At 38.2% G+C, this 16,832-nt stretch carries 17 protein-coding genes; 14 read left to right on the top strand and 3 right to left on the bottom strand.

What is annotated here, in order from left to right; genetic code table 11:
• The first annotated feature begins 39 nt into the window (after positions 1-39).
• The 3 genes from MUW56_RS01855 to MUW56_RS01845 all read left to right on the top strand — a co-directional run bounded on the left by MUW56_RS01855 (position 40) and on the right by MUW56_RS01845 (position 3,162).
• Positions 40-1,668: an NADP-dependent glyceraldehyde-3-phosphate dehydrogenase gene (locus tag MUW56_RS01855; RefSeq protein ID WP_292011586.1), complete on the top strand. Its 1,629-nt coding sequence runs from the start codon at positions 40-42 to the stop codon at positions 1,666-1,668.
• Positions 1,669-1,825: 157 nt separating this feature from the next.
• Positions 1,826-2,332, top strand: coding sequence for a sigma-70 family RNA polymerase sigma factor (locus MUW56_RS01850; protein WP_292011585.1), 507 nt, complete (start codon positions 1,826-1,828; stop codon positions 2,330-2,332).
• A gap of 11 nt (positions 2,333-2,343) precedes the next feature.
• Positions 2,344-3,162, top strand: coding sequence for a hypothetical protein (locus tag MUW56_RS01845; RefSeq protein ID WP_292011584.1), 819 nt, complete (start codon positions 2,344-2,346; stop codon positions 3,160-3,162).
• 296 nt (positions 3,163-3,458) lie between these two features.
• Here MUW56_RS01845 and MUW56_RS01840 read toward each other — a convergent pair whose 3' ends face one another.
• Positions 3,459-4,997 carry a S41 family peptidase gene (locus tag MUW56_RS01840; RefSeq protein ID WP_292011583.1) on the bottom strand — a complete coding sequence of 513 codons (1,539 nt, stop codon included), beginning with the start codon at positions 4,995-4,997 and terminating at the stop codon, positions 3,459-3,461.
• Between the two features lie 172 nt (positions 4,998-5,169).
• Between MUW56_RS01840 and MUW56_RS01835 the strand changes: the two genes are divergently transcribed.
• The gene (locus tag MUW56_RS01835; RefSeq protein ID WP_292011582.1) at positions 5,170-6,267 is read left to right on the top strand and encodes an MBL fold metallo-hydrolase; all 1,098 of its coding nucleotides are present in this window, start codon (positions 5,170-5,172) and stop codon (positions 6,265-6,267) included.
• On the opposite strand, the gene MUW56_RS01830 is transcribed toward MUW56_RS01835, so the two are convergent.
• The gene (locus MUW56_RS01830) at positions 6,268-6,555 is read right to left on the bottom strand and encodes a GNAT family N-acetyltransferase (protein ID WP_292011581.1); all 288 of its coding nucleotides are present in this window, start codon (positions 6,553-6,555) and stop codon (positions 6,268-6,270) included. It abuts the gene before it with no gap.
• A 373-nt stretch (positions 6,556-6,928) separates the two neighbouring features.
• Between MUW56_RS01830 and MUW56_RS01825 the strand changes: the two genes are divergently transcribed.
• The 6 genes from MUW56_RS01825 (at position 6,929) to MUW56_RS22770 (ending at position 11,646) form a co-directional block, all read left to right on the top strand.
• On the top strand, positions 6,929-7,393 hold the full coding sequence (locus tag MUW56_RS01825; protein ID WP_292011580.1) for a hypothetical protein: 465 nt from the start codon (positions 6,929-6,931) through the stop codon (positions 7,391-7,393).
• Positions 7,394-7,510: 117 nt separating this feature from the next.
• A complete protein-coding gene (locus tag MUW56_RS01820; RefSeq protein WP_292011579.1) occupies positions 7,511-8,416 on the top strand; it encodes a helix-turn-helix transcriptional regulator in 906 nt (301 codons plus the stop codon).
• Positions 8,417-8,503: 87 nt separating this feature from the next.
• Positions 8,504-9,505, top strand: coding sequence for an aldo/keto reductase (locus MUW56_RS01815; RefSeq protein ID WP_292011578.1), 1,002 nt, complete (start codon positions 8,504-8,506; stop codon positions 9,503-9,505).
• 132 nt (positions 9,506-9,637) lie between these two features.
• Complete coding sequence (locus MUW56_RS01810; RefSeq protein ID WP_292011577.1) at positions 9,638-10,633, top strand: MBL fold metallo-hydrolase; 996 nt, start codon at positions 9,638-9,640, stop codon at positions 10,631-10,633.
• Positions 10,634-10,853: 220 nt separating this feature from the next.
• Positions 10,854-11,252, top strand: a complete 399-nt coding sequence (locus MUW56_RS01805; RefSeq protein WP_292011576.1) for a transposase — start codon at positions 10,854-10,856, stop codon at positions 11,250-11,252.
• Positions 11,253-11,457: 205 nt separating this feature from the next.
• Positions 11,458-11,646 (top strand): IS3 family transposase, encoded by a 189-nt coding sequence (locus MUW56_RS22770; RefSeq protein ID WP_367118485.1) that lies wholly within the window; start codon positions 11,458-11,460, stop codon positions 11,644-11,646.
• A gap of 66 nt (positions 11,647-11,712) precedes the next feature.
• Here MUW56_RS22770 and MUW56_RS01800 read toward each other — a convergent pair whose 3' ends face one another.
• Positions 11,713-13,932 (bottom strand): NADP-dependent isocitrate dehydrogenase, encoded by a 2,220-nt coding sequence (locus tag MUW56_RS01800; RefSeq protein ID WP_292011575.1) that lies wholly within the window; start codon positions 13,930-13,932, stop codon positions 11,713-11,715.
• 167 nt (positions 13,933-14,099) lie between these two features.
• Between MUW56_RS01800 and tpx the strand changes: the two genes are divergently transcribed.
• The 4 genes from tpx to MUW56_RS01780 all read left to right on the top strand — a co-directional run bounded on the left by tpx (position 14,100) and on the right by MUW56_RS01780 (position 16,744).
• Complete coding sequence (gene tpx / locus MUW56_RS01795; RefSeq protein ID WP_292011574.1) at positions 14,100-14,600, top strand: thiol peroxidase; 501 nt, start codon at positions 14,100-14,102, stop codon at positions 14,598-14,600.
• 77 nt (positions 14,601-14,677) lie between these two features.
• Complete coding sequence (locus MUW56_RS01790; RefSeq protein ID WP_292011573.1) at positions 14,678-15,025, top strand: VOC family protein; 348 nt, start codon at positions 14,678-14,680, stop codon at positions 15,023-15,025.
• 13 nt (positions 15,026-15,038) lie between these two features.
• On the top strand, positions 15,039-15,443 hold the full coding sequence (locus tag MUW56_RS01785; RefSeq protein WP_292011572.1) for a glyoxalase superfamily protein: 405 nt from the start codon (positions 15,039-15,041) through the stop codon (positions 15,441-15,443).
• A gap of 95 nt (positions 15,444-15,538) precedes the next feature.
• Positions 15,539-16,744, top strand: a complete 1,206-nt coding sequence (locus tag MUW56_RS01780) for a DUF763 domain-containing protein (protein ID WP_292011571.1) — start codon at positions 15,539-15,541, stop codon at positions 16,742-16,744.
• Positions 16,745-16,832 lie beyond the last annotated feature (88 nt).

Below are 16,832 nucleotides of genomic sequence, written 5' to 3'. Positions count from 1 at the left end.
TTTATTCTTCAAAAGTTTCAAATTATTAAACATTACAATATGAATTCGATCAACACAGCATCATTTCATGATATTTTTAAAAGTGAAAATGAAATTCCGGAAGAATATAAAGTTCCCGTTATTCACCAAAGAACCTATCTTTTAAACGGAGAACTGGTAGAATGGAACGGGGATGTCACCGAAATCTATTCACCCGTATGTATTCCCACAGAAAACGGATTGGAAAGAAAGCTGCTGGGAAGCATCCCGAATATAGGTCCCAATGAAGCCATGGAAGTTCTTGAAGCGTGTGTAAAAGCCTATGATAACGGGCTGGGAGAATGGCCGACCATGTCTGTGGAAGGAAGAATCAAATGCATGCAGAAATTTGTGTATCTGATGATCCAGCAGCGGGACCTGATCATTAAATTACTGATGTGGGAGATCGGGAAAACATTGGCTGATTCTACCAAGGAGTTTGACCGTACAGTAGATTATATCAACCAAACCATTGATGCGTTGAAGGATCTGGACAGGGAATCTTCCCGTTTTCAGCAGGCAGAAGGAACCATTGCCCAGATCCGGAGAGCTCCGCTTGGGGTGGTTTTAAGTATGGGGCCTTTCAATTATCCTTTGAATGAAATTTTTACTACGCTGATTCCGGCACTCATTATGGGAAATACCATTTTATTCAAGCTTCCGAAACATGGTGTACTGGCTCATTATCCTTTATTGAATGCCTTTAAGGAAGCTTTCCCGAAAGGAACTGTCAATACCTTGTATGGAAAAGGGTCAGAGATCATTACCCCAATCATGGAAAGCGGGAAAGTGAATGTACTGGCTTTCATTGGATCAAGTAAAGTAGCGAACGGACTTAAAAAGCTGCATCCGAAAGTGAACCGCCTGAGAGCGATTCTGAGCCTGGATGCTAAGAATGCAGCGGTTGTTACCAAAAATGCAGATCTGGATGTAGCGGTGAGTGAATGTATTTTGGGAGCGCTTTCTTTTAACGGGCAGCGTTGTACGGCACTGAAACTGATATTCGTTCAGAAAGAAATTGCTTTAGAATTTACGGAAAAACTGAGTGAAGCCGTTTCGGCCCTAAAAGCTGGGTTGCCATGGGAAAAAGACGTGAAAGTAACCCCGCTTCCTGAAGTCAATAAACCTCCTTATTTAAAAGAATGTATCGATGATGCATTGATGAAAGGGGCAGCCGTTTTAAATAAAGATGGAGGATATACGGAGGAATCTTTTGTATTCCCGGCTGTTGTTTATCCCGTAAACAGTGACATGAAACTGTATCATGAAGAGCAGTTTGGACCGGTGATTCCTGTGGTGCCGTTTGAAGATATCGAAGAGCCGATAGATTATCAGGTAAATGCTTCTCATGGAATGCAGGTGAGTATTTTCAGTGAAGATCCGGAGGAAGTTGCAAAACTGATTGATTCATTTGTCAATCTTGTAAGCCGGGTCAATATCAACTGCCAGGCACAGCGCGGACCGGATGTTTTTCCTTTTACCGGAAGAAAAGACAGTGCCGAAGGAACGCTTTCCGTTTTCGATGCGCTCCGTTCGTTTTCGATAAGATCCCTGGTAGCCGCAAAACTGACAGAATCCAATAAAGAATTATTAAATACCATTGTTAGGGATCACGATTCCAACTTTTTAAGTACAGATTATATTTTCTAGTTGAATTTCACTCCTTATTTAACATAAAATAAAAATCCTTAAAAAACTTCTTTATTTTTTAAGGATTTTTTAAATTAATGCCTGGAATTTTAGTTTTTGTGTTAAAACAGAGTTTCATTTTTGTGAAAATGTTACTTTATGGATTAGTTTGTGAATCATGTCTTCATCGGAAAAAGAATTTTTGGAGAAAATTGAAAAGCATAAAGGTGTTATTTTCAAGATCTCTAAAATGTATATGGATAATAAGGACGACCAGAATGATCTCTATCAGGAGATTATTTATCAGGCCTGGAAATCGTATGGGGATTTTCAGAAGAGGAGTGATTTCTCAACATGGCTGTACAGAACCGCATTGAATACTGCGATCGTATTTCTGCGAAGTGAAAAAAAACGTAGTTTTATACAGAGTCAAGATATTGACGCATTGCGTGCCCAGCACGAGCCTTACAATGATGTGGATGACAATAATATGAAGCTGATGTATGAGGCCATCCACCAGTTGAGTCCTATTGACAAGGCCCTGGTCTTTTTCTTCCTGGAAGACTTTTCCGGAAAAGAAATAGCACATCAGTTAGGAATTACAGAAGTTAATGCACGCGTAAAACTTAACAGGGCAAAAACAAAGCTGAAAGAGATCATTGAGAAAAGAACGGGCTCAAATTAAAAGATAAGAACATGGAGCTAGAAAACATTAAAGAACTTTGGAATAAAGACAATGGCCAGGAACCTCCTGAGGTTTCTCTGGAAAAACAGCGTGAGATTCATTCTCCGCTGCAGATGTTGAAAATCAATATGAAAACTGAATTTTGGCTGATGGTCTTTACCTTGCCCATGCTTCTTTCCGGTTTTCCTTTTACTTCTTTGGATTCCAATATAAAAACGATATCTGCCTTTGTCACGATTCTGACACTCGCTTTTATGATCTATTTCTATTCGCGTTTTCTGAAACTGTATAAATTGCTTGAGAAAAACAGCATCAATACGAATTATGATCTTTTTAATCTTAAAACCCAGCTTTTGATCTCAAAGGAAATTTATATTTCATATTATATTTCCTACATTCCGCTGGCATTTCTTCTCTCCCTGATCAAGATCAATTTCCAGTTTGATATGGAATATAACCTGGCTATTTTCGGGACGAGTTTTCTTATCACCCTTTTATTAGTCGTCTTTATTATTAAATACTGGATTTATTATATGTACGGCAGATATATAGAAGATGTGGTACAGCTGGTAGATGAGCTTAACGGGATTGAAGCTGCCCCAAAAACAAAAAGGAAGAAAAAATCCTGGTTTGAGCGTTCACAGAAATTTTTCATCAATAGGATGGGGATTAAAGGAAATATCCTGAATACAATTATATGGTTTGTGTCGATGTACGTGTTTATTATTTTATTTTTAACCCTTGTTCTTTTTGTATTCATCATGATCGGGGCCAAATTGGGTTTCATTGATATCAGTACGCTTCAAAGGGCGTTAAACCGGTTGAATTAGATAAGATAGGGGCGTTAAAATGTCTCCATTATACAAGATAAAACAGATGCCGGAAAATTTTCCGGCATTTTTTGAATAAAACCATGTAACAATTTTGTTTTTTTTCTACTAACTGAACAAAATTATTATTTCGGGGTAAATACTATTTAAAAAAATAGCTATTGACTAATATTTTTAAAAAAACACACAATGAGAGCCTGACAGATATTCTGTTGGGTTTTTCTTTTGCAAAATACCTGTAGCAACCTTTTTAAATAGAAAGGACCTTACAGATCCACAAGCAATATTTAAAAAAATCAATTGTGAAAATTTCTCTTTTCTTTGGCAATTTCATTTTTAATCCAGTCCAGCTGCGGATCTTTTTTATCAAGAATATCCTTCATCGTTTCACTGATGGTCACATGGGGAGTTACTCCCTTTTTATCATCCCGGAAGTTAATATTAGGCTGTACGAGAAGTAATCCGATAGGAAATCCGATCCTTGTATTGGGAAGCTTCTGGTAAGAGTAAAATCCGGCGACTGTTCCGTCATTGGCTCCTCCGGTTTCTTCACCTACCAGGGTGGCTCTTTTATCGTTTTTAAGTTTGGACGTAATGATCGAAGATGCAGAAAAGCTCCCTCCGTTGATCAGGACAAATACTTTTCCGACAAAAGCTTCCTTTTTAGGTTTTGTGGGTTTATCTACCTTCATTTTGTAGAATACCTTTCCATCCTTTTTGTAAGTACTGAAGGCCTGGGCAAAAAAATATCCCGGATAGGCTATACTTTTGAATGCATACTCCAAAGGAGTGCTTTTTCTGAAGTAATTGGTCCTTAAAGGCGTATTTTTTGAGGTAACCTGTGATGGCTTTACAAGTGTAAAAGGCTGGTCTGTCAGATATGAATACAGGTTATTGATTTCATGAAGCGAACCTCCGTAGTTGTTACGGACATCAATGATGAGGTACGGAGACTTTGCCTTTTTGATTTTAGCAAAGGTTTCTTTGTAAAATCGATCCGAATAGTCTCTGGAAAAGCTTTTTACTTTGATATAGGCAATGGTGCTGTCCTTATCCAGGAATTTAAAGGTTCTGTTGTAAGAATTGCTGGCGGCAACATAATCATTCACTTTCTTTTCCTGCGTCCTCTTTTTCATTTCCTTATCCTTTTCAAGATCAGTTTCTGATTTGGACTCTCTGCTTAAAGTGTAAGTGTATTTTTTACCTTTATAAAGTGTTTCAATGGTGGCTGTATCAGCTAGGCCGTTTTCCGCAGTATAAAAGTTAAAAAACAGGTCTTTCAGAAAATAGGAATGAAAAGTGGTGTTGTAGCCGTCACTGCTGATCAGGCTTCTGTATTTTTTGAGATAATCTGAAACAGCAATATCATTGATCTTCAGGATTTCAGTTCCGGGTTTTATACCAGCAATAGAATCTTTATTCTCAATGATATACATATGGTTGCCGTTGATATAATATTCAAAACGGCTGAACATCCCTTTGGTCTGCTCAAATTTTTTAATCTCCTTTTTGGTGAATTTCTTTCTGGGAATTCTCAATGAAAGGTGTCCCTCGCGGATGCTGGCAATGACAGGCTGCAGCTTGAAATAAAACTGAAGGGGAGTAAGCGGCTCGGTAATGGTTTGTTTAAGGCTGTCAAACTTATAATCAAGTTTTTGTTTGGGGATATACCAATAAAGCTGCGGATGCATCTGCTGGAGCTTTGTATAAGCATAGTCTACATCTTCTTTAAGGTGTTCCGGGGAAATAGGTAAAGCGCTTTTTTCGTTATGTTTTTTGATTGATGAGCATGACGAAAATATTACTAAAAGAAATATTACCGGATAATTTTTCAATGTGCTTTGAGTTTTTTTAAGCTGCTAAAATATAAAGATTTAAATTAACCATCACGAAAATGAATAATAAATTTTTAGAAAAACCTTATAAATTTAGTTAAAAAGGATTGGCTTTGCGGTTATATTTTCATGTAAAAACAAAAGTCAATACATTTGGGGTTTATTTTTGTAAATGATGTATTGGATTATTATAATGGGGTTGTTACTGGTTGCTGTTTATTGGTTCGTGATCAATGGAAAGGCATTTGGGGCTGTACCTAAGGGAAAACGGTTGGAACGGATCAGACAATCCAGGCAGTACCAGAATAAACAGTTTCAGAATATCAGCTATACTCCCTCTATTGCTGAAGGATATAACACGTGGAAGGTGACCTATGACTTTTTTTTAGGTAAAAAAGATCCGCTGCTTAAACCGCTGAAGGATATTCCTTCCATCCATACGGATCTGAAAAAAATTGATAAAAATAAAGATGTATTGGTATGGCTGGGGCATTCATCCTATTATTTGCAGACTGATGGGGTTTCTTTTCTGATCGATCCGGTACTCAGCCTGTATGGTTCGCCTTTTAAATATTTTAATAAAGCTTTCAAAGGCGCGGATATTTTTAAACCCGAAGATATTCCGGATATTGATTACCTGGTCATTACCCACGATCATTTTGACCACCTGGATTATCCCACCGTTACGTCAATTAAAGACAGAACGGGAATGGCTATCTTGCCATTGGGAGTCGGCGCCCATTTGGAAAGATGGGGATATCCGGAAAGCAAGCTTATTGAAGAAGAATGGGGGACAGAGATTGAATTGAAAAATAACCTGAAAATCATTTTCACTCCGGCAAGACATTTTTCCGGAAGAAGAATTAAGCAGAATAATACCCTTTGGACCTCTTACGTACTGATCAGTTCCACGCAAAAGATTTTCATAGGCGGAGACAGTGGCTATGATGCTCATTTTAAAAAAATAGGGGAGCAATATGGCCCTTTTGATTATGCCATTCTTGAGAACGGGCAGTACGGTGAAGCATGGAGATATATTCATACACTTCCTGAAGAGGTGATTCAGGCAGGTATTGATGTCAATGCAAAGCATATTATCCCTGTTCATGCAGCGAAATTTGCACTGGCCCTTCATCCCTGGAATGAACCTTTACAGAAAATAACAAGTCTGGGAAAAGAAAAAAACCTAGATATCCTTACGCCGATGATCGGAGAGGTGGTGGATCTGAATCAATCAGATCAAAAGTTCCGGGTCTGGTGGGAAGACTGATCAGGCGTGCCAGATGTCCTTATATCGTACCGGGTGATTTTCAAATTGCTGGCGTACAAAATCACATTCCGGGTCTACAAGCAAATCTTTTTCCTCTGCATAGCGTACCAGCTCATCCAGTAATAACTTGGCATATCCCTGCCCTTCATGTTCCTCATTCAGCTTGGTATAATATACAATCAGCAGTCTCCCGTCAACTTCTATGGACATATAGCCTACTTTTTCATCGTCAATGAACAACTGCAATTCGTCCTGATATGGAGATACTTTAAATTTTATATTTTCCATAATTATTGAGATTTGATTGATTAATGACTTTAAAAGGAGAATCGTAGAAAACGATCTTTCCCTTAAAATTACGAATTTAAATCATATGAAATAGCATATTTGGATAATCTTAACGAATTTTATAATTAAAAAGATTGAAAAGTCTTATTACAAACTAACGGCATTTAAGTATATATAGGAAACACAGCTGTTTACTCATGAAAATGGGGTGGATAATAATCATAATAACCTTCTGATTCTCTATTAAAACAGAAGATATTTTAAAGATAATCAGGTATTTAGGGTTTTTCTTAACAAATATTGGCAATTGCAGATAATAATTGGCACTTTAATTGACTATTTGAATATGTTTAATTTAAAAGGGGAAAATGAAATGAAAAAATTTTTATTAACAGCATTTTTGATCGGGACTTTCAGCCTGACCTATGCGCAGTCCGATTATTATAATGATTACCGGAGAAGTATTTCAGATGTTAACTGGCAGACTGTAATCGCTGATCTGTTACTTTCTACCACACAGGCCAACCAGATATATGCCTTGAACGACAGATATCGTGATTATAATTCCTGGAACCGGGTATATGTAGTAGAACCGGGCAGGTGGAGAGGAGACCGGTATTCAGAGCTGGAAAGAATTCTCGGAAGAGAAAAATATGTAGTATTTAAAAAGAAATATTATAGAGGACAAAATCCTGTGATTGTATATGGTAGAAAAAACGATTTTAAGAAATACCGTAAGCAGCAGGAGAAATATTATAAAGAACAGGAGAAATATTACAAAAAGCAAAACAAACATCGTAACGGTCATGGACATGGACACGGCGATGATTGGGATTAGACCATTATCAACTATATATTCACTTTTAAGTGGCTGGCATAATGTCAGCCATTTTTTGATGAGATTGTTGAAATAATTTTTGTAGGTAGATTTGTTTGAATTTTATAATTTTGAAATATGGAATCTAACGAATCATTACAAGGTTTTTATGAGCGGAATGCTTCCAATCTCGGACCACAGTGCCTGGGGCCGCATGGACTGGGACATTTCAATGTGTTTTCGAGAGAGCATTGTTCTCCTGTAGCTCCTTACAGCAGAAGGGATTATTATAAAATTGCACTGATTATAGGAAAAGGAAGGCTCCACTATGCTGATAAATGGATCGAGGTGGATCGGCCGGCACTATTGTTCTCAAATCCTATTATTCCCTATGCCTGGGAGTCTGATGAAGAAGATCAGAAAGGATGGTTCTGCCTTTTTACGGAGCAGTTTTTACAGAACGGCAGCCGTTTGGGAAATCTCCAGGATTCTCCGCTTTTCAAAATCGGGGGAACTCCCGTTTTCTTTCCGGATGAAGAACATCAGAAGATATTTTCTGAAATTTATATAAAAATGATGAATGAGATTCAGTCGGACTATGTTCATAAATACGATATACTCAGAGCATACCTTTATCTGATGATTCATGAAACAATGAGAATGAATCCCGCAGAAACTTTTGAACCTTATCAAAATGCTTCCCAGAGAGTGGCTTCATTATTTATGGAATTATTGGAAAGACAGTTCCCCATTGATAGTCCGGAGGTCTTTCTGAAATTAAAAACACCAAACGATTATGCTCAGAGCCTTTCCATTCATGTTAATTCCTTAAACCGTTCTGTAAAAGAGATTACCGGAAAAACGACCAGCCAGCAGATTACCGCCAGAGTGATTCAGGAGGCCCACGCGTTATTAAAACATACAGACTGGAATATTGCTGAAATCGCCTATGGACTGGGTTTTGAAGAACCCGCTTATTTTACGAATTACTTTAAAAAACAAACGGGAATAGCGCCCAATGCTATAAGAATGAACCTTGTTTGAATTTTATAATTCTTGGTTTGAATTCTATATCACAGATACCGGTTGCATGTCCTAATTTTGTCCTGTACATTAAAATACAATACCATCATGAAATTTAGAAAATTAGGAAACACAGGAGAGCAGCTTTCTGCTGTAGGTTTAGGATGTATGGGAATGAGCTTTGCTTATGGTCCTGCAGATGAGCAGGAAAGTATCAATACATTACACAGGGCATTAGATCTGGGAGTTAATTTTTGGGATACGGCAGATATGTATGCCAACGGAGAAAATGAAAAACTTATTTCTAAAGTCCTGGTTCCGAACAGGGATAAGATTTTCATAGCCACGAAATTTGGATTCAGATTTAAAGATGGCCATGCCAGCCACAGCGGGGCCCCGGGAACTTATTTTGACGGCTCGCCGGAATGGATCAGAAAGGCCGTAGACTTAAGCCTTCAACGATTAAAAATAGATACCATTGATTTGTATTATGCGCACAGAGTTGATCCCAATGTGCCGGTTGAAGAAACTGTGGGAGCCATGGCAGAACTGGTAAAAGCCGGGAAAGTAAAATATATAGGGCTTTCGGAAGCTTCCGCTGAATCGATCAGAAAAGCCAATAAGATTCACCCCATTACAGCTTTACAGTCAGAATACTCAATCCTTACCAAAGATGTGGAAAAAGAGATTCTTCCCACGATCAGAGAACTTGGAATTACACTGGTTCCTTATTCTCCTTTAGCCAGAGGTCTTTTTGCCAACATCCATGAAGCACAGAACTTTGGTGATGATGACTTCAGAAAATCATTACCACGCTACCAGCAGGAATATATGGAGAACAATATCAGACTGGCCAATGAAATTAATGATTTCGCCGCATCAAAAGGAGTGAAGGGTACTCAGCTGGCTTTAGCCTGGGTGTTGAATCAGGGGGAAGATATCATCCCGATTCCGGGTACCAAAAGAATCAGATACCTTGAAGAAAATATTGCAGCAGCCAATATAGAACTTTCTCCGTCGGATCTGGAAACCATTGATGCGATCCTCAAAAAATACCCCAATGTAGGAGAAAGATACAGTGAAGGATCTATGAAACTAGTCAACAACTAAAGACCCTATTACAAACTGAGTTCCTTTAGAAGGAGCTCAGTTTTTTGTATGTAGGAGAAGTAAGGAAGCTTTTCATAAAAGAAGAGGAACCTTTTGAATAACAATAAAAATAACAACATCACAAATTAGAATATGAATAGAAGAGAACTTTTAAAGAGCGGTTTGCTGGCGGGAACCTTGAGTTTGGTCCCTTTTTCCAATGCCTTTGCGGAAATCAAAACGAACGGGGAAAAAGCAGGAGATGATGACTTATCCGGCTTTAAAAACATAAAATTGGGAGAGCTGGAATTGTTTATCCTTACGGATGGCTATATTCATGAAACCGACCTCAGCTCATTTGCCCCAAGAGGCAATGTATCTCAATTGAAAGCAATTCTTAAAGATAACTTCCGGCCTGATGATTATATCGACATGGCAATAAATATCATGTTGGTGAAAACCAAAAATAAACTGATTTTATTAGATGCCGGAATGGGGATTTTTGCTGACGAAAGGACCGGGTTTTTGCTAAAAAGCCTTCAAAAGGCCGGATTTCAGGCAAAAGACATTACTGATGTTTTTATCTCTCATGCCCATCCGGATCACATCGGAGGAGTAGTGGATAAACAGAATAATCTTGTTTTTCCTAATGCAGCAGTTTTTATTTCAAAGATGGAATATGATTTCTGGATGAGAGCTTCCCTTAAAGATTTTAACAATAGTGCTTTGAAAGCCAAACCCGAAGCACTCCGTCAGATTGTTCCGGCACTTCAAAATATATTGAAAACCATTCAGCCCAAATTGCAATTTTATGATCTGGACAATACATTGTATGATCATTTCAATTTTCAGCTGGCCCCGGGGCATACCCCTGGTTTAACGGTAACCACAATTTCTTCAGGAAATGAAAAGCTAGTATATATTGGAGATTTGATTCATTCTGATGTCATTCTTTTCCCACATCCTGACTGGGGATTCTCAGGCGATACAGATCTGGATATCGCTACCGCTTCAAGAAAAAAACTCCTTCAACAATTAACAGATACTAAAACCAGAGCGTTTGCTTCTCATTTATCGTGGCCGGGATTAGGCTTTACAAAGAAAAAAGCGGCCGCATTTGAATGGATTCCGGAAGTTTTTATGAATTAGGTGAAATGTAGTAGGAATTAGCGAGTCATTAGCCTCTTTTAATAAGTATGTGCCCAGCGCCTCCTTTAAAAGACCGGCAAGTCGCAGATTTGACAGGGAGCGTTAAATCAATAGAAGCGGACTGTAGTCCGCTTTCATACGCTATGTCCATTCATAGGGCTTTAGCCAAAAAAAAATAGACTGCCCCCAAAAAGTTAGACACTTTTAAGGGGTATTTTTTATGGGAACATCAAAATATAGTTTAGAATTTAAAACGGATTGTGTTGTTAAGGCTTTACAAAGGGATCAATCTATATCTACAATTGCTAAAGAATTAGGGCTCAATAAATCTTTGGTGAAGCAATGGGTTAGATACTATATTCAACATGGATCTAGCGGTCTTCTTCGCAGTAATAACAGAGTTTATAATGTCGGGTTTAAGCTGAAAGTTTTACAGTCCATATCAAAAAATTATCTTTCGGTTAAACAAGCATGCTTAAAGTTTAATATAGGCGCCGAGTCCAGTATTTTGAATTGGCAGGACGCTTATAAAAAAAGTGGTATTTTAGGGTTAGAAAACCAGCCGGGAGGAAGACCTAAAATAATGAGTAATAAAGGTAAAAAAAAAGAAATCAGATAAGGTTTTGACACGAGAAGAAGAACTTCTCCTTGAAAATGAAAGGCTTCGTGCAGAGATCGATTATCTAAAAAAGTTAGACGCCTTAGCTCTAGCCAGCAAAAAGCAAAAGCCATCGAAGAGTTAAGTCCAAAATATAATTTAGCAGTATTGCTGAAATGTTCAGGTATGGCAAAAAGCAGTTTTTATTATCATTTAGCCCGAGGTATTGCTGGAGATAATCTTTGGAACATTAAAATCCGAAATGTTTTATCTGAAAAAATTCAGCTCAATACAGGAATTAAAAGAAGAAATCCATCAATATATTAACTATTATAATAATAACAGGATAAGACTTAATTTAAAAGGAAAGAGCCCGATAGAATATCGAACTCTTTATTATCAAAAGATTATTTAATTTTGTCTAAACTTTTGGGTGCACTCTAAAAAAAAGGAGCTTTTAAGTTATAATTGAAACGGGAAATTAGATTCCGTCAATAATTTCGTTTAAAACGGTGCTTGGTCTCATTGCTGCATACGTTTTGTAAGTATCAGTTTTGTAGTACCCGTCAATGTTTTGCGGCTTACCCTGAGCTGCTATCAGTTCTTGATTAATTACAGCCTCATTTTCCTGCATTATCTGCGCAACCGGAGCAAATTGAGCGGCCAATTCAGCATCTGCAGTTTGGTTAGCCAAAGCTTCTGCCCAGTACATCGCTAAATAGAAGTGAGAACCTCTGTTGTCGATTTGTCCTACTTTTCTTGCAGGGGATTTATCGGTTGCTAAGAACTTAGCATTGGCTTCATCCAATGCATCTGCCAATACCTGAGATTTTGTATTGCCCTGAGTTTGTGCCAAGTGCTCTAAAGAAGCTTGTAAAGCTAAGAATTCCCCTAAAGAATCCCATCTTAAATATCCTTCTTCCAAGAATTGCTCAATGTGTTTAGGAGCAGAACCTCCCGCTCCTGTTTCGAACAAACCACCTCCGTTCATCAGTGGAACAATAGAAAGCATTTTTGCAGACGTTCCAAGCTCAAGGATTGGGAAAAGGTCAGTTAAGTAATCTCTCAATACATTTCCTGAAACAGAGATTGTATCTTTACCTTCTCTTGCTCTTTTTAGTGTTTCAGTCATTGCATCTTTTACATCAAGGATTTTGATATCAAGACCTGCAGTATCATGATCCTGAAGGTATTTTTCTACTTTTTTGATGATCTCTCTGTCATGTGCTCTTCCTTTGTCTAACCAGAAAATAGCAGGAGTATCAGAAAGTCTTGATCTGTTTACGGCCAATTTTACCCAATCCTGGATAGGAGCATCTTTAGTCTGGCACATTCTGAAGATATCATCTTTTTCTACTTTTTGAGAAAGAAGAACGTTACCAGCTTCATCCTGAACCTCTACAGTTCCGTCAGCAGACAATTGGAAAGTTTTATCATGGGAACCATATTCTTCAGCTTTCTGAGCCATTAAACCTACGTTTGGAACAGATCCCATTGTTGTAGGGTCCAGTTTTCCATGGGCTTTCATATCATCAATTACAGACTGGTAGAAACCGGCATAAGAACGGTCCGGAATCATGCAGACAGTATCTTCTTCATTACCGTCTTTGTTCCACATCTTACCTCCGCCTCTTACAAGGGCAGCCATAGAGGCATCAACGATGATGTCTGAAGGGACGTGGAAGTTGGTAATTCCTTTGTCAGAATTTACCATTGCCACTCTTGGTCCTTCAGCAAGAGCTTTTTCAATATCAGCTTTGATGTCGGCCTCCTGTGCATTTCCTTTGATTTTATCGAAAAGATCAGCTAATCCGTTATTAGGGTTGATATCTAAAGATTTAAAAGTCTCTGCATATTTAGTGAACACATCTTTGAAGAAAGTTTCTACAATAGCCCCGAAAATGATAGGGTCAGAGATTTTCATCATGGTCGCTTTAAGGTGAGCTGAAAGAAGTACATTTCTTTTCTTAGCTTCCTCGATCGCTTCCTGAACAAATACTTTCAATGCATTTAGGTTCATTACAGAAGAATCGATTACCTCTCCGGCCTGAAGACCGGCGAAGTCTTTCAATACCGATTCGGAACCGTCATTTCCTTTGAATACGATTCTGTATTTTGTAGCGTTTTCTAACGTTGTAGAATTTTCTGTTCCGTAGAAATCACCATTGTTCATGTGAGCTACGTCAGTTTTGCTGTCAGAAGCCCAGTCTCCCATTCTGTGGGGGTTGGCCTTTGCATAATTTTTAACAGCTTTTGGAGCACGTCTGTCAGAGTTTCCTTCTCTCAATACAGGGTTTACAGCACTTCCTAAAACTTTTGCATATTTAGCTTTGATGGCTTTCTCTTCATCATTTTTAGGTTCTGCAGGATAATTGGGAATGGCAAAACCTTTAGCCTGTAATTCAGCAATAGCTGCGTCCAGCTGAGGTACAGATGCTGAAATATTAGGTAATTTGATAATGTTTGCATCAGGTTGGGTCGCCAGTTGTCCTAATTCAGCCAAAGCATCGCTGATTTTTTGGTCATCTTTTAAGAACTCAGGAAAGTTAGCTAAAATTCTTCCTGCCAAAGAAATATCCGGAACTGCGATCTCGATATTTGCTGATTTTGTAAATGCTTTTACAATAGGTAAAAACGAGTGTGTAGCCAGCATTGGAGCTTCATCAGTAAGTGTGTAATAGATTTTTGATTTTTCTGACATTATACTGTTATTTGTTATTTGAAATTAAAGTCCCACAAATTTAGTTAAAATTTAATTTTTTGGGTCAATCCTATACTGAGAATTTTCACTTTAAGAATTATTTAACCTTTATTTGGTAGAAATAATTTCCATTTTAATTAAATTTGAAAAACTTTAAAAATAAAATTATGTCAACGATTACTTTAAAAGGGAACGAAGTACACACAATAGGAACATTACCGTCAGTAGGAACTACCGTTAAAGATTTTGCTTTGGTAGATTCAGGATTAAATGTAAAAACACTTGAAACTTTCGAAGGAAAGAAAAAAGTATTCAATATTTTCCCTAGTATTGATACCCCAACTTGTGCTGCATCCAGCAGAAAATTCAATGAGGAGGCTTCAAAACTAGACAATACCGTCATTATTAATATTTCAAAAGACCTTCCTTTTGCATTGGGTAGATTCTGCGCTGCAGAAGGGTTAAATAATGTAGAAACCCTTTCTGATTTCAGAAGCAGCTTTGGTGATGATTATGAAGTGACGATTACGGATTCCCCATTAAAAGGACTTTTAAGCCGTGCAGTAATTGTTACCGATGAAGACAACAAAGTGCTCTATACGGAACAGGTTTCTGAAATTGCAGATGAGCCTAATTACGAAGCAGCACTTGCAGCATTGAATAAATAAGATAAACAACAGCAATAAGAGAATACAGAAGCCTTGTGAATATAATTTTACAAGGCTTTTTAATAATATAATGTAAGATGGTAAAAAGAATCGTAGCCAATATAAAAACTGATGATCCTTCCAAAGCCAGTCGCTTCTATCATGATATATTAGAGCTTGATGTTTTAATGGATCATGGCTGGATCCAAACGCTTGGAAGTAACGGGCAGGCAACCGTACAGATCAGCTTTGCCCAACAGGGAGGAAATGATACCGAAGTTCCTGATCTTTCCATTGAAGTGGATCATGTGGATGCAGTCTATCATGCAATGAAAAATGCAGGCTTTGAAATCGTGTACGATCTTACCCATGAAGATTGGGGAGTCCGCAGATTCTTTGTCAAAGATCCGTTTGGAAAATTAATTAATATTCTTTCCCACCAATAAAAAACAACCTGCAATGAAGGCAAAACAGATTATTCCTGTTCTCAGGATTTTCGATTATCAGAAAACCCTGGAGTTTTATATCGGCTGGCTGGGTTTTGAAATAGCCTGGGAACATCATTTTGATGAAAATACACCAGTTTATATGGAAGTAAAAAAAGATAATATCGTTCTTCATCTGAGTGAGCACCATGGAGATGCAAGCCCCGGAAGCACTGTATTTATCTGGGGAGAAGAAATTGCCGAATATCATAAAGAACTCATTGATAAAAAATATAAGTATAACCGGCCTGGCCTGGAAAAAACATTTTATGATGCTGTTTCATTCACGGTGAATGATCCTTTCGGAAATAAAATTATTTTCAATGAAGAATTTGATAAAGAAAAGCATGGTTCGCTGGAATTTTACTCGATTCATTGATGGTGATCTGGTCATGAAACCGTTCAAATAATGATCCGGATCATTAAAATTTAAGATTAATAGCGCTACCTTTACACTTTAATTGATAATTGATTATGAAACGTTCAGGAACCGCAGATTTACCGCTTCACTATGGCAAAGTGCCGCCTTGGCTGTATGAGCGTATGTCTGTTCTCGGGCTTTCCATTATTGAAGTTATCCTGATGGATTACGGTAAAGATGAAGTTCTCCGCAGATTGGCAGATCCGTTTTGGTTTCAGAGTTTTGGAGCTGTCATGGGAATGGACTGGCATTCTTCAGGGATTACCACTTCCGTTATGGGCGCTTTGAAACGTTCCATTAATCCCAATTCCCGGTCATTAGGTCTTTACATTTGCGGGGGTAAAGGCAAATTGTCCAGAGAAACCCCTTCAGAGCTGATCCGTATTGCTGATCAGACAGGGTTAAACGGAACCGAGCTTGTGAGAGCCAGTAAACTCTCTGCTAAGGTCGACAATACAGCCATTCAGGATGGCTATCAGTTATACCTGCATAATTTTATCCTGTCTGATAACGGAAACTGGAGCGTTATTCAGCAGGGTATGCATGAATCGGACGGTACGGCAAGACGTTACCACTGGCATTCAGAAAATATAACCTCTTTTGTAGAACAGCCACACACGGGTATTAACGGTATTTCAAGAGGGAAGATCCTTAATTTGACAGATGCTGAAGCTTCGGGAAACAGAAAAGGAATTCTGGATATTTCCCACACAGACTCTGTGGATGTAATGAAAGATTTTTCAAGATTAATTCTTCCTGCACATCACGATGTACGGGCTTCTGATGTTGATCTAAAACGTTTGGGAGCTCTATTGTACGTTACCCGTGAGCAGCAGCCTCAGAATTTTGAGGATTTGCTGATGCTGGAAGGAGTAGGTCCCCGGACGATGCAGTCACTGGCACTGGTTAGCGAGGTTATTCACGGAGCGCCGTCACGGTTTACAGATCCCGCAAGATTTTCTTTTGCCCATGGAGGTAAAGACGGGCATCCCTTTCCGGTTCCCACCCATACCTATGACGAAAGCATCAGTATTCTCCGGAGAGGAATAGAAAAATCCAAACTCGGAAACGCTGATAAGGTGAATACTTTACATAAACTTCACCAGATTGTTACTACAGCTGAAAAAGATTTTACTCCTGATTTTGATATTCAGCAGGTCATTGAAGAAGAACGACACAATTCCTGGCGGTTTGGTGGTAAAACCGTTTTCGGTGATGCTGAAAAACCCAATAAACCTATTCAGCTATCTTTGTTTTAGAATATTCGTTTAATTCTTATTATTCTACAAAAGTGCTTGGTTTCAGTGGGGTATATGGTTGTTTGATAGGATTTTGATTGAATTGTTT

Origin of the sequence: Chryseobacterium sp., assembly GCF_022869225.1 — a bacterium.
Lineage (GTDB): Bacteria > Bacteroidota > Bacteroidia > Flavobacteriales > Weeksellaceae > Chryseobacterium.
This window is presented reverse-complemented; position numbering and strand designations above follow the sequence as displayed.